This window comes from Novosphingobium mangrovisedimenti (assembly GCF_025153475.1).
Classification (GTDB): Bacteria; Pseudomonadota; Alphaproteobacteria; order Sphingomonadales; family Sphingomonadaceae; genus Novosphingobium; species Novosphingobium mangrovi_A.
In genome coordinates this window covers 184,429-208,300 of sequence record NZ_JANZXA010000004.1, presented here as the reverse complement: position 1 = coordinate 208,300, position 23,872 = coordinate 184,429, and the positions used below count along the sequence as shown (strand labels likewise).

Annotated in this window: 20 protein-coding genes; 12 read left to right on the top strand and 8 right to left on the bottom strand. The window is 66.1% G+C overall.

Annotated features, from left to right (window positions below):
• Positions 1–43: 43 nt before the first annotated feature.
• From NZK81_RS08205 to tpiA, 3 genes are all read right to left on the bottom strand, one after another.
• Positions 44–1,672: a CTP synthase gene (locus NZK81_RS08205; protein ID WP_260045628.1), complete on the bottom strand. Its 1,629-nt coding sequence runs from the start codon at positions 1,670–1,672 to the stop codon at positions 44–46.
• A gap of 132 nt (positions 1,673–1,804) precedes the next feature.
• Positions 1,805–2,185, bottom strand: a complete 381-nt coding sequence (gene secG / locus NZK81_RS08200) for a preprotein translocase subunit SecG (RefSeq protein WP_260045627.1) — start codon at positions 2,183–2,185, stop codon at positions 1,805–1,807.
• Positions 2,186–2,314: 129 nt separating this feature from the next.
• Positions 2,315–3,073 carry a triose-phosphate isomerase gene (gene tpiA / locus NZK81_RS08195; RefSeq protein ID WP_260045626.1) on the bottom strand — a complete coding sequence of 253 codons (759 nt, stop codon included), beginning with the start codon at positions 3,071–3,073 and terminating at the stop codon, positions 2,315–2,317.
• 388 nt (positions 3,074–3,461) lie between these two features.
• Here tpiA and NZK81_RS08190 point away from each other — a divergent pair, with 388 nt between their 5' ends.
• The 9 genes from NZK81_RS08190 (at position 3,462) to lexA (ending at position 12,635) form a co-directional block, all read left to right on the top strand.
• Positions 3,462–5,411, top strand: coding sequence for a peptidylprolyl isomerase (locus tag NZK81_RS08190; protein ID WP_260045625.1), 1,950 nt, complete (start codon positions 3,462–3,464; stop codon positions 5,409–5,411).
• Between the two features lie 18 nt (positions 5,412–5,429).
• Positions 5,430–6,941: an anthranilate synthase component I gene (gene trpE, locus NZK81_RS08185; protein ID WP_260045624.1), complete on the top strand. Its 1,512-nt coding sequence runs from the start codon at positions 5,430–5,432 to the stop codon at positions 6,939–6,941.
• Positions 6,938–7,735: a phosphodiester glycosidase family protein gene (locus NZK81_RS08180; protein ID WP_260045623.1), complete on the top strand. Its 798-nt coding sequence runs from the start codon at positions 6,938–6,940 to the stop codon at positions 7,733–7,735. Before trpE ends, NZK81_RS08180 begins: the two co-directional genes overlap by 4 nt.
• The gene (locus NZK81_RS08175) at positions 7,732–8,328 is read left to right on the top strand and encodes an anthranilate synthase component II (RefSeq protein WP_260045622.1); all 597 of its coding nucleotides are present in this window, start codon (positions 7,732–7,734) and stop codon (positions 8,326–8,328) included. The genes NZK81_RS08180 and NZK81_RS08175 overlap by 4 nt, the downstream gene beginning before the upstream one ends.
• Positions 8,329–8,338: 10 nt before the next feature.
• Positions 8,339–9,331 carry an anthranilate phosphoribosyltransferase gene (gene trpD / locus NZK81_RS08170; protein ID WP_260045621.1) on the top strand — a complete coding sequence of 331 codons (993 nt, stop codon included), beginning with the start codon at positions 8,339–8,341 and terminating at the stop codon, positions 9,329–9,331.
• Between the two features lie 46 nt (positions 9,332–9,377).
• Positions 9,378–10,166, top strand: a complete 789-nt coding sequence (gene trpC, locus NZK81_RS08165) for an indole-3-glycerol phosphate synthase TrpC (RefSeq protein WP_260045620.1) — start codon at positions 9,378–9,380, stop codon at positions 10,164–10,166.
• A gap of 1 nt (position 10,167) precedes the next feature.
• The gene (gene moaC, locus NZK81_RS08160; RefSeq protein WP_260045619.1) at positions 10,168–10,647 is read left to right on the top strand and encodes a cyclic pyranopterin monophosphate synthase MoaC; all 480 of its coding nucleotides are present in this window, start codon (positions 10,168–10,170) and stop codon (positions 10,645–10,647) included.
• Positions 10,647–11,867 (top strand): molybdopterin molybdotransferase MoeA, encoded by a 1,221-nt coding sequence (locus NZK81_RS08155; protein WP_260045618.1) that lies wholly within the window; start codon positions 10,647–10,649, stop codon positions 11,865–11,867. Before moaC ends, NZK81_RS08155 begins: the two co-directional genes overlap by 1 nt.
• Positions 11,868–11,951: 84 nt before the next feature.
• On the top strand, positions 11,952–12,635 hold the full coding sequence (lexA, locus tag NZK81_RS08150; protein ID WP_260045617.1) for a transcriptional repressor LexA: 684 nt from the start codon (positions 11,952–11,954) through the stop codon (positions 12,633–12,635).
• 24 nt (positions 12,636–12,659) lie between these two features.
• On the opposite strand, the gene NZK81_RS08145 is transcribed toward lexA, so the two are convergent.
• Entirely contained in the window at positions 12,660–14,840 is a 2,181-nt protein-coding gene (locus NZK81_RS08145) for a ComEC/Rec2 family competence protein (RefSeq protein ID WP_419181663.1), read from the bottom strand.
• A 29-nt stretch (positions 14,841–14,869) separates the two neighbouring features.
• Here NZK81_RS08145 and gltX point away from each other — a divergent pair, with 29 nt between their 5' ends.
• Positions 14,870–16,312 carry a glutamate--tRNA ligase gene (gltX, locus tag NZK81_RS08140; protein WP_260045615.1) on the top strand — a complete coding sequence of 481 codons (1,443 nt, stop codon included), beginning with the start codon at positions 14,870–14,872 and terminating at the stop codon, positions 16,310–16,312.
• Between the two features lie 12 nt (positions 16,313–16,324).
• Entirely contained in the window at positions 16,325–17,608 is a 1,284-nt protein-coding gene (locus NZK81_RS08135; protein WP_260045614.1) for a citrate synthase, read from the top strand.
• Positions 17,609–17,734: 126 nt separating this feature from the next.
• Here the strand turns inward: NZK81_RS08135 and NZK81_RS08130 are convergent, their stop codons facing one another.
• Positions 17,735–19,828, bottom strand: coding sequence for a transglycosylase domain-containing protein (locus tag NZK81_RS08130; protein WP_260045613.1), 2,094 nt, complete (start codon positions 19,826–19,828; stop codon positions 17,735–17,737).
• 170 nt (positions 19,829–19,998) lie between these two features.
• Between NZK81_RS08130 and NZK81_RS08125 the strand changes: the two genes are divergently transcribed.
• Positions 19,999–20,208 carry a hypothetical protein gene (locus NZK81_RS08125; protein ID WP_260045612.1) on the top strand — a complete coding sequence of 70 codons (210 nt, stop codon included), beginning with the start codon at positions 19,999–20,001 and terminating at the stop codon, positions 20,206–20,208.
• A 4-nt stretch (positions 20,209–20,212) separates the two neighbouring features.
• Here NZK81_RS08125 and NZK81_RS08120 read toward each other — a convergent pair whose 3' ends face one another.
• The 3 genes from NZK81_RS08120 to NZK81_RS08110 are packed head-to-tail and all read right to left on the bottom strand — an operon-like array spanning position 20,213 to position 23,792.
• Positions 20,213–21,589 (bottom strand): sensor histidine kinase, encoded by a 1,377-nt coding sequence (locus NZK81_RS08120; RefSeq protein ID WP_260045611.1) that lies wholly within the window; start codon positions 21,587–21,589, stop codon positions 20,213–20,215.
• The gene (locus NZK81_RS08115) at positions 21,589–22,566 is read right to left on the bottom strand and encodes a hypothetical protein (RefSeq protein WP_260045610.1); all 978 of its coding nucleotides are present in this window, start codon (positions 22,564–22,566) and stop codon (positions 21,589–21,591) included. Before NZK81_RS08115 ends, NZK81_RS08120 begins: the two co-directional genes overlap by 1 nt.
• A 47-nt stretch (positions 22,567–22,613) precedes the next feature.
• Complete coding sequence (locus NZK81_RS08110; protein WP_260045609.1) at positions 22,614–23,792, bottom strand: hypothetical protein; 1,179 nt, start codon at positions 23,790–23,792, stop codon at positions 22,614–22,616.
• Positions 23,793–23,872 lie beyond the last annotated feature (80 nt).

Genomic DNA, 23,872 nt, shown 5'->3' with positions numbered 1-23,872 from the left:
CGGTCCAAAAGGCCGGTCCTTTTTCATGTGCGAATGGAAAGGGTCAGACCAGGCGCGCCTGCCGCAGCGCGGCAGCGACGAAGCCGGCGAAGAGCGGGTGCGGATCGAACGGGCGGGACTTCAGCTCCGGATGGAACTGCACGCCCACGAACCAGGGATGCTCCGGCCGCTCGACGATCTCGGGCAGCAGGCCGTCGGGCGACATGCCCGAGAAGATCAGGCCATTACCTTCAAGCGCGTCGCGATAGGCCGCGTTGACTTCGTAGCGGTGGCGGTGGCGCTCGCTGATGTTCTCGGTCCCGTAGATCGCGGCGACATGGCTGTTGGCCGAAAGCGTCGCGGGGTAGGCGCCCAGACGCATGGTGCCGCCAAGGTCTCCGCCTTCGGCGCGCTTCTGCAGCCCGTCCTTGCTCATCCACTCGGTAATTATGCCCACGACCGGTTCTTTGGTCGGACCGAATTCGGTCGAGCCGGCATCCGCTATTCCGGCCGCGCGCGCACCCTCGATGCACGCCATCTGCATGCCGAGGCAAATGCCGAAGAACGGCACCCCGCGCTCGCGGGCGAAACGCACCGCGGCGATCTTGCCCTCGGTGCCGCGTTCGCCGAAGCCGCCGGGAACCAGGATCCCGTGCATCGGCTCGAGCGCGGCGGCGATCTCGGAATCGCCCTGCTCGAAAATCTCCGCGTCGATCCAGCGGATGTTGACCTTCACGCGATTGGCCATGCCGCCGTGGACAAGCGCCTCGTTGAGCGACTTGTAGGCGTCCTGCAGGCCGACGTACTTGCCCACGACGCCGATCGTGACCTCGCCCTCGGGGTGTTCGTAGCGGTCGGTAATGTCGTTCCAGCGGGCCAGTTCCGGATCGCGCGAGGTCATCCCGAAGTGGTGCAGGACCTCGGCGTCGAGTCCTTCGTGGTGGTACTGCAGCGGAACCGCGTAGATGTTGGGCGCATCGAGCGCCGGGATCACGGCTTCGCGGCGCACGTTGCAGAACAGCGCGATCTTGGCACGTTCGCCCTCGGGCAGCGGCCGTTCGCAGCGGCACAGCAGGATGTCGGGCTGAATGCCCAGTCCGGTCAGTTCGCGCACCGAGTGCTGGGTGGGCTTTGTCTTCAGTTCGCCGGCAGCCGCGATGTAGGGCACGAGCGTGACGTGCACGAAGCAGGTCTGCTCGCGGCCAAGCTCGTTGCGCAGCTGGCGCATCGCCTCGACGAAAGGCAGGCCCTCGATGTCGCCGACCGTGCCGCCGATTTCGCACAGGACGAAATCGAGGTCTTCGGTCTCGGCCAGCGCGAAGTCCTTGATCGCGTCGGTCACGTGCGGGATCACCTGCACGGTAGCGCCGAGATAGTCGCCGCGCCGTTCCTTGGCGATGATGTCGCGGTAGATGCGGCCCGAGGTGATATTATCTGCCTGGCGCGCAGACACGCCGGTAAAGCGCTCGTAGTGTCCCAGATCGAGGTCCGTTTCGGCGCCGTCGTCGGTCACGAAGACTTCGCCATGCTGATAGGGACTCATCGTGCCCGGATCGACGTTCAGGTAGGGATCGAACTTGCGAATCCGCACCTTGTAGCCGCGTGCCTGCAGCAGTGCTGCAAGGCTTGCCGCCATGAGACCCTTGCCCAGCGAGGAGACCACGCCGCCGGTGATGAATATATGCCGCGCCATGGGAGTCGGGCCTTAAATTGCATGGGGGCCCTTGGGCAAGCGCCCAGAGCCTGAATCCACAGGTCAAACACAAGGATTCACCGTCTGGCACCGCCAGACGGCAATCCGATTACGATAAAAACGCGAAGCGGGTTACTGCTTGGCAGCTCCCGAAAGCGGGTCGTCGGCCGGTGCCGGTGCAGCGGGAGCCGCATTATCGGCCGCTGCGGCGCCCTTGTCGGCCGAACCCGCAAGCGGATCGGCCGGCGCCGTATTGCGCTGCAGGGACGTATCGATGTCCCGCCCGGTGGTCTGGTCCACCGCCAGCGCGGCCAGGACAATGCTGAGAGCGACGAAGAGGACCGCGAGGATCGCCGTGGCGCGAGTCAGGAAGTTGGCCGCACCGCGTGCCGACATGAGTCCCGACGGGCTGCCGCCGACTCCGAGACCGCCGCCTTCCGACTGCTGCATCAGGATCACGCCGACCAGCGCTGCTGCAATCAACGCCTGAACCACGGTCAGAAAAAGGAACATTTTCGTCTCAGCCTTCTGGCAGGCACAATGCCCACGTCGTTAGGCGCGCAGATAGGCATAAGACCGCCGCCGCGCAACCCGGGTAGTAACCGGGAGGGCCGACCGGCCCTTCTCCCGGAGCAGATCCGATCAGTCGGCGCTCAGCGATGCCGCAGCGCCGACAATGGCAAGAAAGCTCTCGGCATTGAGGCTGGCGCCGCCGACCAGCGCGCCGCCGACCTCCGGAACGGACAGCAGTTCGGCTGCATTGTCCGCCTTCACCGAACCGCCGTAGAGGATGCGCACGTCCGCGCCGCCCTCGCCGTAGATGGCAACGAGCTTCTCGCGAATGGACTTGTGCATTGCCGCGACGTCCTCGACCGACGGCACGCGGCCCGTCCCGATCGCCCAGACCGGCTCGTAGGCGACCGAAAGCTTCTCCGGCGCGCCTTCCACTTTCGGGCACGACCCTTCGAGCTGCGCAGCCACGACTGCTTCGGCCCGTCCGGCATCGCGCTCCGCCTCGGTCTCGCCGACACACACGATCACCGCCAGCCCGGCCCCGAACGCAGCCTCTGCCTTGGCCTGCACGTCCGCATCGCTTTCGCCGTGAAGCGTACGACGCTCGGAATGGCCGACGATGGTGAAGTCCGCACCCGCGTCCTTCAGCATCGGAGCCGCGATGTCACCCGTGAAAGCGCCGCTTTCCCTAGCGTGACAATCCTGTCCGCCCACGCCGATGATATCCGCGGCATCGCGCGTGCGGTAGATCAGCGTGGCAGGCGGCGCGACCGCAACCTGCACCTTGGGAAAGCGTGCTGCTGCCCGGTCGATCGCGCGCACCTCGTTGAGCATTGCGCGCGTGCCGTTCATTTTCCAGTTTCCGACGATGTAAGGCAAACCAGCCATTTCATACCTTTATCAAATTCGGGCGGACACCGCCGATTCTCGTCGTCTCGGGAATCGGCCTCGTCGCTGTCGCGGGCGCTGCTAGGCCAGCCCCGCCCGCCTGTCAAAATTCATCAGCCATTAATCCCTATGGTAATCGATTTCGGCAATATCGCCGCGGCGCCAGCATCCGATGGACAACGGTAACGCTCTGACGGATACGTGACCGGATATACGAAGGGAAGTCGCAGCCGCCTCGATCCGGCGTATCGGGACATCCGCTTTGCCAGGATTTGTCCCCATCCATGCGAGTCGGCATTGCAGGATGCCGCAAGGCCCCCTAAAGCCTGCGCCCGTTTACTGCGAAGCCGGCAGGTTTCGCCCAGGCAATCGCTGATCGGCACGGTCCATGATCTCTATTTTCAGATCCTTCTTCACATCCAAGATTGGCGGCTTCATCGCTCTCGCCGTCCTGCTCGTCATCGCCATCGCTTTCGCGAGCGGCGACATCGCGGGAATGCGCGGGTCGGACGGCACCAGCCCTACCAGTTCCGTCGCCACCGTCGGCAACGACAATGTCGACGCGGCGGAACTTTCGCTCGGCGCGACGCGCGCGCTCGATCGCGTCAAGCAACAGCAGCCGACCGCCACGATGAAGTTGCTGGTCGCGCAAGGCGGCGTCGAACAGGTACTGAGCGACCTGATCGACCGCACTGCGTTCTACGTGTTCGGCAAGGACAACAAGATCGCCGTCAGCGACCGTCTGATCGACAGCGAGATCACCCAGATCCAGGCTTTCCAGGGCGTGGACGGCAAGTTCGACCAGAAGGCCTACCGCCAGGCACTGGCGCAGCAGGGCATTTCCGAGAAGTCGCTGCGCGACGACATCGCGCACAATCTTACCGCGCAGCAGCTGTCGGCTCCGGCCCAGATCGGCACCACGATGCCCGAATATGCGGCCAAGCGTTACGCTTCGCTGCTCAACGAGACCCGTTCGGGTGAGGTCGCCATCCTGCCGTCGATGCTATTCGCGCCGGACAAGGACCCGACCGAAAAGCAGCTCGCCGCCTTCTACAAGGACAATACCGACGAGTTCATCCGTCCGGAACGCCGCGTGATCCGCTATGCCGCGCTCGGCGAGGATACGATCAAGGCCCCGCCCGCGCCGACCGACGCCGAGATCGCCGCGCGTTACGAGGAGAACAAGGCGGTCTATGCCGCCCAGGACCGGCGCAAGATCACCCAGCTGATCGTGCCCACCGAAGCTGCCGCCAAGGCGGTTGTCTCTGAAGTCGATGGTGGCAAATCGCTTGAAGCCGCCGCCAGGGAAAAGGGTCTGACTGCGGCAAACCTTGAATACTTCAGCAAGGAAGACCTCTCGGGCCAGTTCTCGCCCGCCGTCGCCGACGCTGTCTTCGCCGCTCCGATGGGCAAGCTGGCAGCGCCGGAAAAGAGCGCGCTGGGCTGGCATGTCATCCGCGTCGACGAGGAACAGAAGAAGCCGGCACGTCCGCTCACCGAGGTGAAGGATGAGATTTCGGCCCAGATCGCCAAGGAAAAGCGTCGCAAGGCCTTCACCGACACGCTCGCCAACATCGAAGATCAGTTCGCGGAAGGCTCCAGCCTGACCGAAGTCGCCAAGAGCATCGGCGCCGAGGTCAAGAAGACCGCGCCGCTCACCGCAGACGGCCAGGTTTACATGAAACAGGGCGAGAGTGCCCCGGACGTGATCAAACCGGTCCTCGATACCGCGTTCCAGATGGAGCAGGAAGAACCGCAGGTCGCCGAAGTGGAGCGCGGCAAGACCTTCGTGCTCTACGACGTCACCGACATCACCGCTTCCGCGCCGGCCCCTCTGAAGGAAATCGAGGCCGACGTTAAGGAAGCCTGGAAGCTCGACGAAGGCTCGAAGGCGGCCAAGGCTGCCGCGATCGCGATGCAAAAGAAGATGGACAAGGGCGAATCGATGGCCAAGGCGCTGTCCGGCGTCGGCAAGCGCCTGCCTCCGATCGAGCAGGTCTCGATGTCGCGCCCGACGCTTGCGGCCGCGCTGCGCTCGGGCAAGGCGGTTCCGCCGCCGGTTTCGCTGATGTTCCACATGGCGCAGGACACGGTCAAAGTGCAGTCCGCCCCGCAGGGTCGCGCCTGGTTCGTCGTCCAGCTCGAAAAGATCGAACCGGGCGAAGTTGAATCCGACGCGCTGATCACCAGCGCCCGCCAGGAACTCGGCAAGCAGCTGGGCATGTCCTACGGCAGCGCCCTCGCCAAGGCGATCCGCAAGGATGTCGGGGTCACCGAGCATCAGGCGGAAATCTCCGCCGTGCGCAACCAGCTTGCCGGCACCGGCAGCGCGAACTGATTTTCAGGCAGCAGCGGCATGCAAAGAGAATCGGACCAATCGGCGGCGCTTGAACTCCTCTCCCAAGGCAAGCCCGCGCTGCTGTGGCGCAAGCTCGTGGCCGATACCGAAACACCGGTCGCCGCCGCGCTCAAGCTGTTCGAGGAGGGACGCGGCGATTTCCTGCTCGAATCGGTGGAGGGCGGCGAGACGCGCGGGCGCTACAGCCTGATCGGCCTCGACCCCGACCTGGTGTTCCGCGCGAGCGGCCCGGCATGCGAGATCAACCGCAAATGGCAGGTCGATCGCGAGGCTTTCACCGCCCTGCCCGGAGAAAGCCTCTCGGAACTGCGCAACCTCGTCCAGACCTGCCGCATCGACGTGCCCGCCGAGTTGCCCAAGGCGCTGGCCTGCCTCGTTGGCTATTTCGGCTACGAGACGATCGGCCTTGTCGAAAAGCTCCCGCGCGCGGCGCAAAGTGCGCTCGACGTGCCCGACATGCTGTTCGTGCGCCCTTCGCTGATCCTCGTGTTCGACCGGCTCGGCGACGAACTGTTCTGCGTCGCACCGCTCTGGCCCGAAGCAGGTGCGACGCAGCACGCGATCGAAACCGCATCGGAACGCATCGACGAAGCGCTGCGCCGCCTTGCCGCGCCGGTGCCGGTCGCTCCGGTACTCACCGATCTGCCCGAACCGCAGGCCACTCCGGTCATGGCCGCCGAGGACTACAAGGCCATGGTCCTCAAGGCGAAGGACTACATCGAGGCAGGCGACATCTTCCAGGTTGTGCTGGCCCAGCGCTTCACCTGCGAATTCACGCTGCCGCCGCTGGCGCTCTACCGCGCCCTGCGCCGCGTGAACCCCTCGCCTTTCCTCTATTTCCTCGACATGCCCGGTTTCGCGCTGGTGGGGTCGAGCCCGGAAATCCTCGTGCGCGTGCGCGATGGCGAAGTCACCATCCGCCCGATCGCCGGAACCCGCCCCCGCGGCAAGACCCCGGCCGAGGACAAGGCGAACGAGGAAAGCCTGCTCGCCGATCCCAAGGAACGCGCCGAGCACCTCATGTTGCTCGACCTCGGCCGCAACGACGTCGGCCGCGTGGCGGCCGCGGGCACTGTCGAAGTGACCGACAGCTACACCATCGAGCGCTACAGCCACGTGATGCACATCGTCTCGAACGTCGTCGGCCAGCTCGACACGGCCAGGCACGATGCCATCGACGCGGTTTTCGCGGGCTTTCCCGCCGGCACCGTATCGGGTGCGCCGAAAGTTCGTGCCTGCGAGATCATCGCGGAGCTCGAACCCGAAACGCGCGGCGCCTATGCCGGCGGCGTCGGCTACTTCGCCCCGGACGGGTCGGTGGATTCGTGCATCGTCCTGCGTACCGGCGTGCTCAAGGACGGCGTGCTCCATGTGCAGGCGGGCGCGGGCATCGTTGCCGACAGCGATCCGGACTACGAACAACGCGAATGCCAGGCCAAGAGCGGCGCCCTGTTCGCGGCGGCGCGGGAAGCGGTGCGCGTGGCCGGAGAGCCGGGCTTCGGGCAGTGATCCGCAAGGGCGCCGCGCTCAGCCTCCTGTTACTCGCCGCCTGTTCTTCCGGCGAAACCGAAAAGCAGGCCGAAGCCGCGCCTCCGCCGCCTTGTGAAAGCGCTACCTTCGAAGGCGCCGCCCTCACCCATTGCACCGCGACACCGGGGCACCACACGATCCACATGGTCCTCGGCTCCAAGGCCGGGGAGCCCTATCGCAGCCTGTCGCAGCTTGCCGTGAACCGGCCCGACAAGAGCCCTCCGGTCGCTTTCGCCATGAACGGGGGCATGTTCGATGCGGACGGACAACCGATAGGCTACTACGTCGAGGACGGCGAGCGGCTGCACAAGCTCAACCGCAACGAGGGCCCGGGCAATTTCCACCTGCTGCCCAACGGCGTGTTCTACGGCGATACGGATGGCCACTGGGCCGTGCGCAGCAGCAGCGATTTCGCCGCGAAAGTCACCAACCGCCCCGACTTCGGCACGCAATCCGGCCCGATGCTGGTCATCGACGGCAAGCTCCATCCCCGAATCGATCGCGATGGCACATCGCTCAAGCAGCGCAACGGTGTGGGCGTCGACGCCAGGGGGCGCGCGCACTTCGTCATTTCCGACGAGCCGATCTCCTTCGGCAAGCTCGCGCGCTACTTCCGCGATGATCTTCGCTGCCCCAACGCCCTGTACCTCGACGGCAGCGTCTCCTCGCTGTGGGACCCGGAACACGGCCGCGTCGACGGAGGGCCCCCGCTCGGCCCCTTGATCGTCGTCGAGAAAACAGCGATGGGCGGGGAAACAAAGGCGAACCCATGATCCTCGTCATCGACAACTACGACAGCTTCACCTGGAACCTGGTCCATTACGTGATGGAACTGGGTGCCGAGGTCGAAGTGGTGCGCAACGATGCGCTCTCGGCCGGACAGGCGATTTCCAGCGGCGCACAGGGCTTCCTGATTTCGCCCGGCCCCTGCACGCCCAACGAAGCGGGCATCAGCCTCGACCTCGTGGGAGCAGCGGCCGATGCCGGCAAGCCCCTGCTCGGCGTGTGCCTGGGCCACCAGTCGATCGGCCAGTACTTCGGCGGCAAGGTCGTGCGCGGCGGGTTGATGCACGGCAAGACCTCGCCGGTCACGCATGACAACACCGGGGTCTTCGCAGGCCTGCCCTCGCCCTTCATGGCCACGCGCTACCACTCGCTGATTGTCGAGGACATTCCCGACGTGCTCAAGGTCAACGCCCGCTCGGACGACGGCCACGTGATGGGCTTCCGCCACGAGAGCCTGCCGATCCACGGCGTGCAGTTCCACCCGGAAAGCATCGCCACCGAGCACGGCCATGCCATGCTGGCCAACTTCCTGAAGCTGTGCGGCATCGACGCGAAGCTGCCCGAACGGCTTTCCGCGTGAGGAAGCCCGCATGACCCTGCCCGATCCGCTCTACCCGCTTGAGGAAGTCGAAGCCGAAACCGCGTTCGGCGCGATCCTCGACGGGCAAGTGCCCGACAGCAAGATCTCCGCGTTCCTCATAGCGCTGTCCGACCGGGGCGAGACCGCCAGCGAGATCGCCGGCGCGGCGCGAGCCATGCGCGCACGGATGATCCCCGTCTCGGCACCGGACAATGCGATCGACGTGTGCGGCACCGGCGGAGACGGGCACCACACGCTCAATGTCTCGACTGCCGTCTCGCTGGTCGTGGCCGCGTGCGACGTGCCCGTGGCCAAGCATGGCAACCGTGCCGCCAGCTCCAAGGCCGGCGCTGCCGATACGCTCGAAGCGCTGGGCCTCAATCTGGACCGTGCCGCCGAAACCGCCGAAACGACGCTGAACGACATCGGCATCTGCTTCCTCTTCGCAGCCAAGCACCATCCAGCGATGGGCCGCATCATGCCGATCCGCAAGGCGATCGGCCGGCGCACAATCTTCAATCTGATGGGGCCACTCGCCAATCCGGCAGGCGTGCGCCGCCAGCTCGTGGGCATTGCCCGCCCCGCCTACGTCCCGATCTACGCCGAAGCCCTTGCCCGCCTCGGCACCGATCATTCGATGGTCGTCTCGGGCGACGAAGGGCTCGACGAACTCAGCCTGGCAGGCGGTAACGAACTGGCCGAGGTGAAGGGAACCGAGGTATCCATGCGCCGGGTGACACCGCAGGATGCCGGGCTGCCCGTGTCTCCCGTGGAAGCAATCCGTGGCGGCGATGCCGCTTACAACGCGGCCGCGCTGCGGGCGCTTCTCCAGGGCGAACCCGGCCCCTATCGCGAGGCCGTGCTGTTCAACGCCGCCGGCGCGCTGATCGTCGCGGGCGAGGCCGCAAACTGGCACCAGGGCGTGGAAGAAGCCGCCGAGGCCATCGACAAGGGCCTGGCCAATGCCCTCCTCAACTGCTGGATCGACGCGACCAGGGCCTGAGGCCATGGCTCTCGACTTGGCGACCGGTCCCGCATAAGGCGCAGCTATGTCCGACAAACTCACCGAAATCTGCGATACCAAGCGCGAGGAAGTGGCAGAACGCAAGGGCGTCGCCACGATCGGGGACCTCGATGCCCACGCCGCGCACCAGAGCGCTCCCCGCGGCTTCGAGGCCGCCCTGCGCCGGAAAGCCGCCGACGGCTTCGCCCTGATCGCCGAGATCAAGAAGGCCAGTCCGTCCAAGGGCCTGATCCGCCCAGACTTCCGTCCCGCGGAGCATGCCGTGGCCTATGAACGCGGTGGCGCCGCCTGCCTCTCGGTGCTGACCGACGCGCCCTATTTCCAGGGGCACGAGGACTACCTGATGGATGCCCGCGCCGCCGTCTCGCTGCCGGTCATTCGCAAGGACTTCATGATCGATCCCTGGCAGGTCGCGGAAGCCCGTGCGATCGGAGCGGATGCGATCCTGATCATCGTGGCCGCGCTGGACGATACGCTGATGGCGGAAATCGAAGCTGCCGCGCTCGAACGCGGCATGGACTGCCTCGTCGAAGTCCACAACGAAGCGGAAATGGAGCGCGCCGCGCGCCTCAGGTCTCGCCTGATCGGCGTGAACAACCGCGACCTCAAGCGCTTCGTCACCGATGTCGGCGCAACCGAACGCCTGGCGCCGCTGGCCCCCGAAGGCACGCTGCTGGTCAGCGAAAGCGGCATCAATACCCACGCCGACCTCGAACGCCTTGCCCGGTGCGGCGCGCGCACGTTCCTCGTCGGCGAAAGCCTGATGCGGCAGGCCGATGTCGAGGCCGCGACGCGCACGCTGCTGGAGGGCTGACATGGCCAAATCGCTGACGCATATCGACTCGGAAGGCTCGGCCCGCATGGTCGACGTGGGCGCGAAGGCGGAAACGCAGCGCCTCGCCATCGCTTCCGGCCGCATCGTCATGTCCGCAGAGGCGCTTGCCGCGATCCGCGCCGGCAATGCCCCGAAGGGAGACGTGCTCGGCACCGCGCGCGTGGCCGGCATCATGGCGGCGAAGAAGACCGGCGACCTCATCCCCATGTGCCATCCGCTGATAATCGATGCGGTGAACGTGGACTTCACCTTCGAGGAAAACGCCGTGCGCGCGACCGCCACGGCCTCCCTCACCGGCAAGACCGGCGTGGAAATGGAAGCGATCACGGCAACCTCCATCGCCCTGCTGACGATATACGACATGGCCAAGGCGCTCGATAAGGGCATGGTCATCGGCGACGTCCGCCTGATCGAGAAGCGCGGCGGCAAGTCCGGCCACTGGAAGGCGGACCTCGCCTGATGGCCAATGTCCCGCCGATGCCGCTGGAAGAGGCGCAGGAACGTCTGCTCGCGCTCGTCGAACCGCTGCCGATGCAGCATGTCGACATAGAAGGCTCGATCGGGCGCTATCTTGCCGAAGGTCTCGTCGCGCGGCGCACGCAGCCTGCGGCGGACCTCTCCGCCATGGATGGCTATGCCGTGACCGGGGACGACATGGCCGGCCCGTGGTCGGTCGTTGGCGAGAGCGCTGCCGGCCACCCCTACCCGGGCGAGGTCGCCAGCGGGCAGGCCATCCGGATTTCCACCGGCGCGGTCCTTCCCGTCGGCGCGGAAGCCGTCATCCTTCAGGAAGACCTGGCCCGCGACGACGGCCGGATAACGCTTACGGGCGAGCCACCGGAGCCGAAGCACAAGCATATTCGCCGCAGCGGCCTCGACTTCGTGGCAGGGCGCGAACTGCTCGCGGCGGGCACGCTGATCGGCCCCGCGCAGGCCGCGCTGGCACTTGCCGCCGGGCACAAGCACATGCCGGTCTGCCGCAAGCCACGCATCACGGTGATCGACAGCGGCGACGAACTCGCCACCGATCCCGAGACCTGCGAGCCGCACCAGATCCCGGCCAGCAATGGCACGATGCTGTTGTCCATGGCCCGCACGCTGCCTGTCACCGCTGAACGGTCAGGGCCTATTCCCGACACGCTCGATGCTCTGATCTCGGCCTTCGATGCCGCCCACCGGGCCGATGTCATCGTCACCAGCGGCGGCGCCTCGGTGGGCGAGCATGACCTCGTCCGCCCCGCGCTCGAAGCCTGGGGCGCGACGCTCGATTTCTGGCGCGTGGCGATCAAGCCCGGCAAGCCCATCCTGGTCGCCCGGCGCGAACGGCCCGAGGGAACGCAGATCGTGATCGGCCTGCCCGGCAACCCGGTGTCGAGCTTCGTCACCGCCTATCATTTCCTCCTGCCGGTACTGCGCAGGTTGCTGGGCGCGCGCCATGCCCTGCCGATGTCGATCGTCACCAGGCTCGGCGCCCCGATGCGCGCCAACGGCGGCCGGCGTGAATTCGTCCGCGGGTCCTGGGATGGGCAATGCGTCGTGCCTCATTCGATCCAGGACAGCGGCGCCCTGTCGGCTCTGGCAGCGAGCAACGTGCTGATCGACCGACAGGCCCATGCGCCGCAGGGCGAGCCCGGCGAGGAAGCGCGCGTATTCCTGATCGAAAATGGCGGTATTGCTTGACGTTGAGAATTTCGTTGCTTAATTGTTCTCCCAATGTTCGCCAGCGGAACATTCCCGCGGAACGTCAAGGAAGAGGCAGCGACCATGTTGACGCGCAAGCAGCACGAATTGCTCCGGTTCATTCAGGCCCGGCTTGAAGAAAGCGGCATCTCTCCCAGTTTCGAGGAAATGAAGGAAGCGCTGGACCTCAAGTCGAAGTCTGGCGTCCATCGCCTGATTTCCGCGCTGGAGGAACGCGGGTTCATCCGCCGCCTGCCCAACCGCGCCCGCGCGCTCGAAGTGTTGCGCCAGCCCGAGGACGCGACCAGCAAGCCCGCGGCCCGGCCTGCCCCCGCCAACAGCAACGAGGCCGCGCCGCCGCGCTCCATTCCCGAGCCCGCGAACGACGTCATCGAAATCCCCCTGCATGGCCGCATTGCCGCCGGCGTGCCCATCGAGGCGCTGGAAGGGCAGTCGACGCTGCCGGTGCCGGCCGCCCTGCTCGGCTCGGGCGAACACTATGCGCTGGAAGTATCCGGCGATTCGATGATCGATGCCGGCATTCTCGACGGCGACTTCGCCCTGGTGAAACGCACCAACACCGCCCGCGACGGCGAAATCGTGGTTGCGCTGGTCCATGGCGAGGAAGCGACGCTCAAGTACCTGCGCCGCGAGAACGGCATGGTCCGGCTCGACCCGGCCAATGCCGCCTACGAACCGCAGATCTATACGCCCGCCGAAGTCGAGGTTCAGGGCAAGCTGGCAGGACTGCTGCGCCGCTACCACTGAGGAACAGGGGGCGTCGTATCCGCGCTAAGTGCCGGGTCGCCACCAGCCATGGGCACCTTGGCCCTGAGCGACGGTGGTAATCCTGCCTTGCGCCAGATCGATGGCCATGCCGCCCGTGCGGCTCAGCATGGCCCGGTCCGCCTTGAGCCATTTCGGACGGCAACTGTACGGTAGCCAGCGGTCCGCGATCACGATGTCGGCCTTGTCGCACGCTGCCGCCAGAGCCCGTTCCGGCACTCTGTCGCGTCCCCGAGCGATCAGCACGTTCCAGATGCGCCCATCGCGGCGTACCGGCACCGTGCAGAAGTCGCGGTTGCACTGGGCTCCGGGCCATTGCCTCAGGGGCACGACTTCCCCCGTCAAACCGGCGAGTTCGCTGAAGTTGTCGCGCACATAGCCGCTGCGGCTGTCCCGCAGAACGAACAGGCGCTCGCCGCCGTCACCCACCAGTCCGACATGTCGGCCGTCGCCGGTCACCAGCATATCGGGCGGCGTCATCAATGCCAGCATGAGCGTTCCGACGGCCGCGGGAAAAAGCCCGAGCAGCCGCACCGGCCCGTTCCACAACCCCAGCCACAGTCCACCGGCCACGAAAAGCAGGAAGGCCCCGTTCCCCATGGCCGGCATCAGCGAAACGGCCCCGGGCCGCGTGGCGATCCAGTGAGCCAGCCCCATGAGCAGGTCGATCGCATGCCCCGCCAGCCACCATGCCGGAGCACCGGCCCCGAGCAGGTCCAGCGCGAGCGCAATAGCGATCAGCGGCATGACCACGAAAGTCGTCAACGGGATCGCCGCCACATTGGCCAGCGCTCCGTAAACCCCGGCGCGGTGGAAGTGGTAAAGCCCGATCGGCATCAGCGCGAGTTCGATCACCAGCCCCGTCAGCAGGAGCATGGCCAGATGCCGCAGCACGCGCATGGCGAAGCCTTCCTCCCGCGGCCCGAGGAAGCGACGGAAGGGGTCGGAAGTCCCCAACGCGACGATCGCCAGAACCGCCGCGAAGCTCATCTGGAAGCTCGGTCCCGTCACCGCCTCGGGCCAGAGCAGAAGCACGCAGAACGCGGCCACCGCCAGCATCCGCAACGACAAGGCCTCGCGCCCCAGCGCCAGCGCCGCCAGCACCAGCAGGGCGGCGATGCAGGAACGCACGGTCGGAACCTCGGCGCCGGTCAGCAACGTATAGCCGATTCCGGCCAGCGCGCCCGTCCCTGCCGCGACGACCGGCAAGCGCAGGCGCAAGGCCAGCCAGGGAGACAGTGCCAGCAGGCGCAGGGCGAGCAGATAGACGGCCCCGATCACGGCGCTCACATGCAGGCCGCTGATCGAGAGCAAGTGTGCAAGGCCCGCGTCGCGCATGGCCTGCGCATCCTCTTCGGCGATGCCCCCGCGATCGCCCGTGGCGAGCGCTGCGGCAATTCCCGCTTCGCCGGGCGCGATTCGCCCCAGCACATGGCGCGCGAGGCGGGCCCTGAGGACCGCTATTCCCCCTTCGCCCGGTCCCGGTTCGACGATCTCGATAGGCTTCAGCACCGTCCCGGTCGCTACGATGCCCGAAAACCAGGCCGCACGCGCGAAATTGTAGGCACCGGGCAGCATCGGCGGCGCCGGCGGCATCAACCGCGCCTTGAAGCGAATAACAGCCCCGATGCCGGGCCGGAGCGAGTCCACGTCATGGGGCAGATTCACGCGAATCCTGATCGGCCGGTCGCTGCCCGGCTCGCGCATCGCGAGGAACAGCCGGTCGCGCCCGTGCGCCGGCTGTTCCTCGCGTTCCAGCACGCGGCCCGTGAACGTTCCGGCGATAGGCCGCGCAAGGGGCACCTCCCCCACGGTCGCGGACCGCGCCCAGACCGTCAGGCAACCCGCCATCAACAGCAGAGCAACACTCCAGAACGCACGAAAAACATAGGGATAGTGCCCACTTAAGGGACGCAATGCCATCGCGGCGCCAGCCACGCCGAGGCACAGGCCACACCACGCCAGCCACCAGGGCGCGGACGGCAGCGCGAACCATGCGCAAATGCCCCCGCCGAACGCCACCGCCAGCCATGGCGCGCGATTGAACTGGGCACGCGAAAGAAATCGCTCAATTCGGCCCAACCCCCTCGACAAGAGGCGATTGCTGTTCCATGGCCGATGTTGCAGTGCAGCGCTTCGGAAACCGTCCGAAGGCTGAATTTCAGACGGTGCGGCCTGGCTCGCCATGGCCGGTATAGGACAGGAAGGTACGGACAATGGCAAGCGGTAGTGCATCGGGCGGATCGACCGGCAAAAAGCCCGTCGTAACGCGCTTTGCCCCCTCGCCGACCGGTTTCCTGCACATCGGCGGCGCGCGCACCGCGCTGTTCAACTGGCTCTACGCCCGTCACCACGGCGGCAAGTACCTCCTGCGTGTGGAGGACACCGACCGGGTCCGCTCCACGGTGGAAGCGATCGATGCGATCTTCGACGGTCTGTCCTGGCTGGGTCTCGAAGGCGACGAGCCGCCGGTATTCCAGTTCGCGCGCTCGCAGCGTCATGCCGAAGTCGCAGCCGAACTTCTCCGGCACGGGCACGCCTATCGCTGCTACCTGACGACAGAGGAACTCGCCGAACGCCGCCAGAAGGCTCAGGAAGAGCGCCGCCCGTTCCGTATCGAGAGCGAATGGCGCGATGCCGATCCCTCGACCTGGCCCGAAGACAAGCCCTACGTGGTACGCATGAAGGCCCCGCGCGAGGGCGAGTCCGTCATCGAGGACCTCGTTCAGGGCACCGTGACGGTCCAGAACAGCGAGATCGACGATTTCGTGATCCTGCGCAGCGACGGCACGCCGACCTACATGCTCGCCGTCGTCGTCGACGATAACGACATGGGCGTGACCCACGTGATCCGCGGCGACGATCACCTCAACAACGCCTTCCGCCAGCTCGTGATACTGCGCGGGATGGACTGGGACATTCCGGAATATGCCCATGTTCCGCTGATCCATGGCGCCGACGGTGCCAAGATGTCCAAACGCCACGGCGCACTGGGCGTCGACACTTATCGCGACGAGCTCGGCATCCTCCCCGAAGCGCTGTTCAATTACCTGCTGCGCCTGGGCTGGGGCCATGGCGACGAAGAAATCATCGACCGCGACCAGGCGGTAACGTGGTTCGACATCGCGGACGTCGGCAAATCGCCGTCGCGCTTCGATCTTGCCAAGCTTCAGAATCTCAACGGACATTACCTGCGCGAGGCCGACGATGCGCGCCTCGCGGGTCTGGTCATGCACCGCCTTGAAGGCGATGCTGATCCCGACCTGCTGACACGCGCCATGCCCGTGCTCAAGGTCCGGGCCAAGGACCTCAACGATCTTGCAGAAGGTGCCGCCTTCCTGTTCGCCAAGCGCCCCCTCGCGATGACCGAGAAGGCGCAAGGGCTCCTGACCGACGAGGCGCGGGGGCGCCTTGCCGCGATTCACGAGCGCCTGTCCGGGGAATCCGAATGGAATCTGGAAGGCCTGGAAGCCAACCTGAAGGCAATGGCCGAGGAACTCGAACTGGGTCTCGGCAAGCTCGCACAACCCTTGCGGGCAGCCCTGACGGGTCAGACGACTTCGCCGGGAATTTTCGACGTATTGGTACTGCTCGGTAGGGAAGAGAGCCTTGCGCGCATCGCAGCGCAGGCAGACGTTCCCGCCGGGTCGCAGGTATAAGGAGAATAACTTGTGGGTGATCAGGTCAAACTGAGCGCTGGTGGCGCAGAATACGACTACCCTGTCCTGAAGGGCAGCGTCGGTCCGGATGTCGTCGACATCCGCAAGCTCTACGGGCAAACGGGCATGTTCACGTTCGACCCGGGCTTCACGTCGACCGCGAGCTGCGAAAGTGCGTTGACCTACATCGACGGCGACGAGGGCGTGCTGCTCCACCGCGGCTACCCGATCGGTCAGCTGGCAGAGAACTCCTCGTTCATGGAAGTCAGCTACCTGCTTCTGAATGGTGAACTGCCGAGCAAGGATGAGCTGGAAACCTTCGAGTTCACCATCAGCCGCCACACCATGCTGCACGAGCAGCTGCGCACGTTCTATCAGGGTTTCCGCCGCGACGCGCACCCGATGGCGATCATGTGCGGCGTAGTCGGCGCGCTTTCGGCGTTCTACCACGATTCCACCGACATCTCCGATCCGATGCAGCGCAAGATCGCCAGCCACCGCCTGATCGCCAAGATGCCGACGATTGCGGCCATGGCCTACAAGTACGCGGTCGGTCAGCCCTTCCTCTACCCGGACAACAGCCTGTCCTACACGGGCAACTTCCTGCGCATGACCTTCGGCGTTCCAGCCGAGGAATATGAAGTGATTCCCGCCGTCGAAAGGGCGATGGACCGCATCTTCATCCTCCACGCCGACCACGAGCAGAATGCCTCGACCTCGACCGTGCGTCTCGCCGGTTCCTCGGGCGCCAATCCCTTCGCGTGCATCGCGGCCGGCATTGCCTGCCTGTGGGGCCCGGCGCATGGCGGCGCGAACGAAGCCGCGCTCAACATGCTCAAGGAAATCGGCACGCCCGACAAGATCCCGCACTACATCGAGCGCGCCAAGGACAAGAACGATCCGTTCCGCCTGATGGGCTTCGGCCACCGCGTCTACAAGAACTACGACCCGCGCGCGACGGTCATGCAGACCACCGTTCGCGAAGTGTTCGAAGCGCTCAAGGTCGACGACCCGCTGTTCGAGACCGCGCTGCGTCTCGAGGAAATCGCGCTCAATGATCCCTACTTCATCGAGAAGAAGCTGTTCCCGAACGTCGACTTCTATTCGGGCATCATCCTCAATGCGATTGGCTTCCCGACCACGATGTTCACCGTGCTCTTCGCCCTCGCCCGCACCGTCGGCTGGGTCGCGCAGTGGAACGAAATGATCTCGGATCCCGGCCAGAAGATCGGCCGCCCGCGCCAGCTCTACACCGGTCCGACACAGCGCGACTACGTGCCGGTCGGCAAGCGCTGAACACAAACGCGAGTCATCGCATGAATGGAAAGGCCCTCGCGAAAGCGGGGGCTTTTTCATTTCTGGTCGATCGCTGCGGTTTTCGCGGGCCTGCAGGTTGCCCGCACGAGCGGGCGTGATCTAGGATTACTGCCCCGGCGGTGCCTGCTGCCCTTGCCCGACCTTCTTCTCATCCAGACCTTGCCGGACGCCCTGCGAGATTTCATCGACGATCCTGCTGCCGTCGACCTGCAGGCCATCGTTATCTATGCGCAGGTCGATGGGATTGCCGTTGATCTGCCCGCTGATGATCGCCTGACCATTCTCGAAACGCAGGTTGCCGACCTCTCCGAGCGGAATGGTGCCAAGGTCGGGCAGGTCGAGAGGCTGGACCGGGCCGCCGGGATCGGGATGCGCGGCCGGCGCGGAATGTTCACCCAGGGCTTCGCGCATGAAGTCGCGCCAGATGCGGGCTGGGATGCTCCCGCCCGACACCCCGTTCAGCGGCGAATTGTCATCGTTGCCGACCCATACGCCGACGACAAGGTCTCGGGCATAACCGACGAAGAGCGCATCGCGGTTCTCCTGGCTCGTGCCGGTCTTGCCGAAGTTGGGAGCACGCAGCATGGCCGTCCTGCCCGTCCCGCGATTGATCGCCGCGCGCAGCATCTTCTCGATGGCGGCGTGGTTCTTCTCCGACAGGCTGCGCTTGCGCCCCAGAATACCGTCGAACCAGCCTTCCTTCCCCGCGGGAAAGGCCGTCGGCTCTACGGGAAAGCGGTTGCCGGCCACACCGGCATAGGCGGAAGTCAGTTCGAGCAGTGTCGTAGTCGCCGTTCCCAGCGCGATGCTGGGATCGCCTTCCGGCAAGGGCGATGTCAGGCCCAGCGAACGGGCCATGCCGATCACGGCCTTGTCTCCCACCTTGCCGAGCAAGCGCACCGCCGCGACATTGCTGGAGTGGGCGAAGCCATCTTCGAGCGTGATCGTGGCAGAATACCGGTTGCCCGCGTTTTCCGGCCGGTAACCGCCCGTTTCGATCGGCGTGTTCTCGATCGAGTCAGTCGGCTTCCAGCCATTCTTGAGCGCGGCCAGATAAACGAACAGCTTGAACGTCGATCCGGGCTGGCGATGGGCCTGGGTCGCCCGGTTGAAGGGCGTCTTGGCGTAGTCCCTGCCGCCCACCATGGCCACGACCTCGCCGTTGGGATGCATCGCCACCAACGCCACTTGCGCAGAGCCCAGCGGCGCGCCGGCAATCGCCCTGCGGGCAGCGGCCTGAAGCCGCGCATCGAGCGTGGTCGTGTAGGTCTGCCGGGAATAGCTTTCCGTGTTGAGACCGCGGGCCTGCGGCAGGGCCCAGTCCGCGAAATAGGTGCCGGTCGGCAGGTCGGTCTTGGTGCGCACGTCGAGCCGCGGCGCCCGCACGGCGGCGACCTCATCCGGCTTCAGGTAACCGGCCTCGACCATCGCATGCAGGACGACCCGCATGCGCTTTTCGGCCCGGTCATAATGGCGGCTCGGCGCAAGGCTGGAGGGGGCCTTCATCAGCCCCGCCAGCATCGCGCTCTGGCCCAGCGTCAGCTTCTCGGGCTGGCGATGGAAATAGTGGAGCGAGGCCGCCCGCAAGCCATACGTGTTGTCGCCGAAGTAGGCGTTCGAGAGGTACCGCTGCAGGATCTCGTCCTTGCTCAGCCATGCTTCCAGCCAGAACGCGATCAGGGCCTCGCGGGCCTTGCGCCCCAGGGTTCGGTCGGCGGACAGGAACGTGAACTTGGCAAGCTGCTGGGTGATTGTGCTGCCGCCTTCGGTGCGGCCGGTGGTCATGTTGGTCCACAAGGCCCGTGCCATGCCTCGCGGGTCGATGCCCCAGTGATCGTGGAACCGCCGGTCCTCGATGGCGAGGAAGGCCTGGCTGACGTGCGCGGGCAGCCTGGCGACCTCGACCGGCGCCTCGACCAGAGCGCCGTTGCGGGCAATCGGCGTGCCGTCGGCGGCCAGCAGCGTGATCTGCGGCGGCGAAAGCGGTTGCAGCGACTTGGACAGGGGAGCCGTGACCGCCAGCCATCCCAGGAGCACAAGGAAACCCAGCAGCAACACCGCGAGGAGCCGAGAAAGATACCACGCGCGCGAATGCCGTTTCTTCGGCGCGATCCCCTCGTCCGGCGCGAACGCGTCATCCGATTGGGCAAACTCCTCCTCATCCGGTTCGGTGGAAGGGAGGTTTCGCAAATCATCCATCGTCAACGCCGGGTCATCCGCTATTCAACCGGGGCTCCATAGCACCGGATCGTAACGGCACGAACCTTTCCTGAAGCGGAACGATGCCACGATCCGCATATATTCATGGCCACAATCTCGCCGCATCGGACTATCATCCTGCCTTTGGATAACTGGGGGGCGCGACAACCATGGTGTTTCTGAGGATCATTGCCTTCATTTTCGGCGTACTCGCCGTCGCCATGGGCCTGCTCTGGGTCGGGCAGGGAACCGGCGTGGTGATGTGGCCGGCGGAAAGCTTCATGCTGGCGGAACGCGCCTGGGCCGTGCGCGGCGCCGTACTGGCCGCCGTGGGCTGCATCGTGATCTGGCTTGCCCGGCGCGGGAACGGCCGGCGCTGACACGTCAGACGTCGGGATCGGCCGGTACTTCAAGGGTGAAGCGTGCACCCTGCCCCGGCGCGCTGTCGACGGTCAGGTCACCGCCCATCGCATGGGCAAGGCTGCGCGAGATATAGAGGCCGAGGCCCGTGCCTCCATCACCGCTGCGCCCCAGACGCTCGAATTTCTCGAACATGCGGGCCTGCTGTTCCTCCGAGACCCCCGGTCCCTGATCGGCGACGATCACCCGGGCACGATCGCCCACGTCCTCCAGCCTGATCCAGATGCGCGAGTTTTCCGGTGAATAGCGAACGGCATTGCCGATCAGGTTGAGCAGGACCTGCAGCACGCGGCGGAACTCGGCAATGGCGGGAAGACTTTCGCCTTGCTGCGGCGGCTCGATGACGATGCCCTTCTCGCGCGCCCGCACGCCGAGGATGCCGGCCGCCTGACGGGCGACTTCGCACAGGTCTATGCGATCGGGCGCGGTGCTGAAGCCTTCGGATTCGACCACTTCGAGGTCAGCCATGTCTTCCAGCAGTTCCAGCAGCAGCTTGCCGGCGCTGGCGATCTCTCCGGCATAGTCGGAATAGGCATCGGGCAGCGGCCCGGCAAGGCGCGTACGGATCGTCTCGGCATTGGCGATGATACGCGAAATCGGCTGCTTGAGCACGGGCGCAAGATCCTGTCCGACAAGGCTGCGCCGCGTCTGCGCGACAGGCACGGCGGGCTCGGGCAGCGGCTGCGGCGCCGGTTCGTCAGACAGCAGCAGCAGTTCGAAGCCCGCGGGATCGAGCCCGGGCTGCATGTGCGGGATCAGTGCGACGCGCCAGTTGCGCTCGGACCCGGCAACGCGCACGCGCGCGCCGTCGAGCAGGCGCCAGTGCAACGGCTGATGGTGCGTGACGTCCTCAAGCGGCAGGAACTCGGTCCAGAGCCGGCCCAGCCCCGCCTCCATGGCCGCAGCGACTTCGGCAAGTTCGGGCGTTTCGCAAACCACCGCCAGCACGCGCTGCCCGGCATCGAGCTGGACCGAGAGTTCGGCAAGATGGCGCTCGGTCAATGTTCGCCTGTATTCGACAGCCCCGGCGTCTTCCGAAGGAATCGGCGCCGAGTGCCAGCTGCGCACCCGGATTTCGCACCCCTCGCCGCCAACGCACGGTTCGACTTCGACCCAGGCCGTAACCTTTTCTCCACCGTCCTGGGCGCAGATGGCGCGCGCCAGACGGAAGCCGTAGCGGCGCGTCTTGCGGACGAGTTCAAGCAGTTCGGGGACCGCAATCGTGCCGGGCAGTTCGCCACCGCAACGCAGTTGCAGCCCGGCAAGCGGCTCGGCCGCCGTAAGCAGGCGGTCCTCGGCGTCGCTTACCCCGCGGGCCAGTATGCTTGCGTCCTCGCTCATCACCCGCCGTAGTGCCCTGCCTGCTGGTGGCCCGATGCCAGGATCGAGGCGGCGCTGTCCGTTCCCAAGCGGTCGAAACCTTCGGGCAGCGTAACATCGGGATGAAGCGCGAGAAACTGCTCCTCGATGCCCGAGGGCTCGAGTCCGGCGGTACGCAGCGCCAGTGCCAGACGGGCAAGCTGCGCTTCATGGGTGGAGAGCACCACCACGTCGCGCGCCTGCCCCGACCCCAGCGCCAGCGCCGTCAGGAACAGCGCGACACCGCCATGGGTAAGCGAAAGCGCGGACCGGTTGCCGTCGCCCAGAGTCATGACGAGCCGCCAGGCCAGCCCGAGCCGGCTCGCCCCCTCGTCGTAGGCTTCGCGGATCGCGGTTTCGGCGCGCCCGGTGCGTTCCGCCAGATCCGGCCTTTGCTCGCCCAGCGAACGCAGGCTTGCCAGAACGCCGTGAAGCAAGTCTCCGGGCAGGTCCCGGAAGGGCAGCGTCATCCGGCGCTGGGTCTGGCACCAGCGGGCCTGTGCGGCGAGAAACGTCATCGCCAGCCCTTGCGTGCCCTCATCCGGTGAGGAGATAAGCTCCTGCAGCATCGGCGAGACCACCGGATCGAGCGCCAGGCGCGCCTGCATCCGTTCGGTCAGCTGCCACTCGAGCGCCAGCGCGTGCAGGTGGGAAATCAGCGCCGGATTGTCCATGAAGGCCCGTGTCAGCTGCTCCGCGATGCCGTCATCGCGCGCGAAAGCTTCATCCGGCCCGGCCGCGTTCGCCATGGCATCGAGCATGCCCCCGGCCAGATCGGCAAGCATGCCGCGCACCCGCGCAAGGATCTCTTCGCTGAAAACCGAGCTGTCCTCGGCCGCGATCAGATGACGCAGGATCGGCAGCACGGTTTCCGCCATGGCGTCACCCCGCGCGAGTTCCTCGCGCAGCACCGCTTCGACGTTATCTCCGCTTGCCGGATGGACAGTTCTGTCGATCATCCGCCTCGTATATTCCGCGTTTGGTTAAATCCGGGTTAGGCCATTATCTAGTTGCGCAGCCGCACATGGAACAGCAACCCGGACACGATCAGGGCCATCGAAACGACTTGCACGGCCGGCAGAAGCTGCCCTGCAGCGGCCGCGACTGCAAGAACGAAAGCCAACACCATGCGATCGCCGAGCCAGCTGGCGGCCAGCCCCCTGACAACACGCGGCACCAGCGCCAGCAGCATCAGCAGGATCGCCGGCACGGACAGCCACGAGAGCATAAGCTGCCCCGGAAATCTCGGCGTATTGGCCAGTATCAGTATGCCCAGCGCGGTATCGATCAGCCACACCAGAACGTCCGCACGGGGAATCGCCGGCGGCAATTGCCCCAGCGCGTGGCGCTCTGCCGACCGCAGGCGCCGGCTCGCCTCTGCCAAGACCCAGGCCAGGGCCACGAAAAGGAAGCCGCCCCATGCAACGCCGAACCAGCCCAGACCGGCGGCGATCACAAGCATACCCAGGACCCCGGCCGAAAGCGCATTGCTGGCATTGCCGGCGTGAAGCAGCGACGATCCGAAATGCACGACGCTGAACCGCGCCGCCGCCCGCCCCGGCGACGTGGGCCCATCGGCAAAGCGCGCACGCAGCCAGTCGTTTTCCAGCGCGAAGGCCTCGCTTTCGGTCCGAACCATGCTCCAGTCCGCGCCGGTGCGCGCCGTTGCCGGAACCTCGCGCATCTCGGCGCCCGACTGCAGGGCGATGCGCGTCAGTGCCGACGCGATATCGCAGTCCCCCGGCAACTCGTGCAGCCGCTCCACGAGCTGGCCCGGAATACGCATGATGCCGGCGCTCGCACGATTGATGTCGATCCGTTCGTACCCCGCCGCCAGTGCGCCCTCGACCGGCTGCACCAGAACCACCGGCCTGCGGCCTTCCAGCAGTGGAACCGCATTCGCGGCCTCGACGAACAGCCCCTCGCTCACGACGATGACCTCGTCGGTCGCGGTGACGAGGCCGGCAAGCTGGCGGGGGCTGGTCACGATCGCGAACTGCAGCCCGGCATCTTCGGCCGCATGCTGGAGCGCGATGATTTCGGGAGCGGTGCCACGCGCCATGCAGATAACGCGCTGGCAATCGAGCGCCAGCACCAGTCCAAGCTGGTGTTGCGCCAGGCTCGCGCCGGCCACTTTCAGGAACGCGCGCGGAGACGGATGCCCCGCACCAGCAGGTTCCGACATGGCCAACAGTGCTATGCGCAAGTCATTCCTCCAGCCCCGCAGCGCCTGATGTAGGCTGCCCGGCCCAAAGTGCCAAGCGG

Coding starts and splice junctions, on each gene's coding strand:
- NZK81_RS08205 (WP_260045628.1), bottom strand. CDS start 1,672: ATGGCGCGGCATATATTCATCACCGGCGGCGTGGTCTCCTCGCTGGGC.
- secG (WP_260045627.1), bottom strand. CDS start 2,185: ATGTTCCTTTTTCTGACCGTGGTTCAGGCGTTGATTGCAGCAGCGCTG.
- tpiA (WP_260045626.1), bottom strand. CDS start 3,073: ATGGCTGGTTTGCCTTACATCGTCGGAAACTGGAAAATGAACGGCACG.
- NZK81_RS08190 (WP_260045625.1), top strand. CDS start 3,462: ATGATCTCTATTTTCAGATCCTTCTTCACATCCAAGATTGGCGGCTTC.
- trpE (WP_260045624.1), top strand. CDS start 5,430: ATGCAAAGAGAATCGGACCAATCGGCGGCGCTTGAACTCCTCTCCCAA.
- NZK81_RS08175 (WP_260045622.1), top strand. CDS start 7,732: ATGATCCTCGTCATCGACAACTACGACAGCTTCACCTGGAACCTGGTC.
- trpD (WP_260045621.1), top strand. CDS start 8,339: ATGACCCTGCCCGATCCGCTCTACCCGCTTGAGGAAGTCGAAGCCGAA.
- trpC (WP_260045620.1), top strand. CDS start 9,378: ATGTCCGACAAACTCACCGAAATCTGCGATACCAAGCGCGAGGAAGTG.
- moaC (WP_260045619.1), top strand. CDS start 10,168: ATGGCCAAATCGCTGACGCATATCGACTCGGAAGGCTCGGCCCGCATG.
- NZK81_RS08155 (WP_260045618.1), top strand. CDS start 10,647: ATGGCCAATGTCCCGCCGATGCCGCTGGAAGAGGCGCAGGAACGTCTG.
- lexA (WP_260045617.1), top strand. CDS start 11,952: ATGTTGACGCGCAAGCAGCACGAATTGCTCCGGTTCATTCAGGCCCGG.
- NZK81_RS08145 (WP_419181663.1), bottom strand. CDS start 14,840: ATGGCGAGCCAGGCCGCACCGTCTGAAATTCAGCCTTCGGACGGTTTC.
- gltX (WP_260045615.1), top strand. CDS start 14,870: ATGGCAAGCGGTAGTGCATCGGGCGGATCGACCGGCAAAAAGCCCGTC.
- NZK81_RS08130 (WP_260045613.1), bottom strand. CDS start 19,828: ATGGATGATTTGCGAAACCTCCCTTCCACCGAACCGGATGAGGAGGAG.
- NZK81_RS08125 (WP_260045612.1), top strand. CDS start 19,999: ATGGTGTTTCTGAGGATCATTGCCTTCATTTTCGGCGTACTCGCCGTC.
- NZK81_RS08120 (WP_260045611.1), bottom strand. CDS start 21,589: ATGAGCGAGGACGCAAGCATACTGGCCCGCGGGGTAAGCGACGCCGAG.
- NZK81_RS08115 (WP_260045610.1), bottom strand. CDS start 22,566: ATGATCGACAGAACTGTCCATCCGGCAAGCGGAGATAACGTCGAAGCG.
- NZK81_RS08110 (WP_260045609.1), bottom strand. CDS start 23,792: ATGTCGGAACCTGCTGGTGCGGGGCATCCGTCTCCGCGCGCGTTCCTG.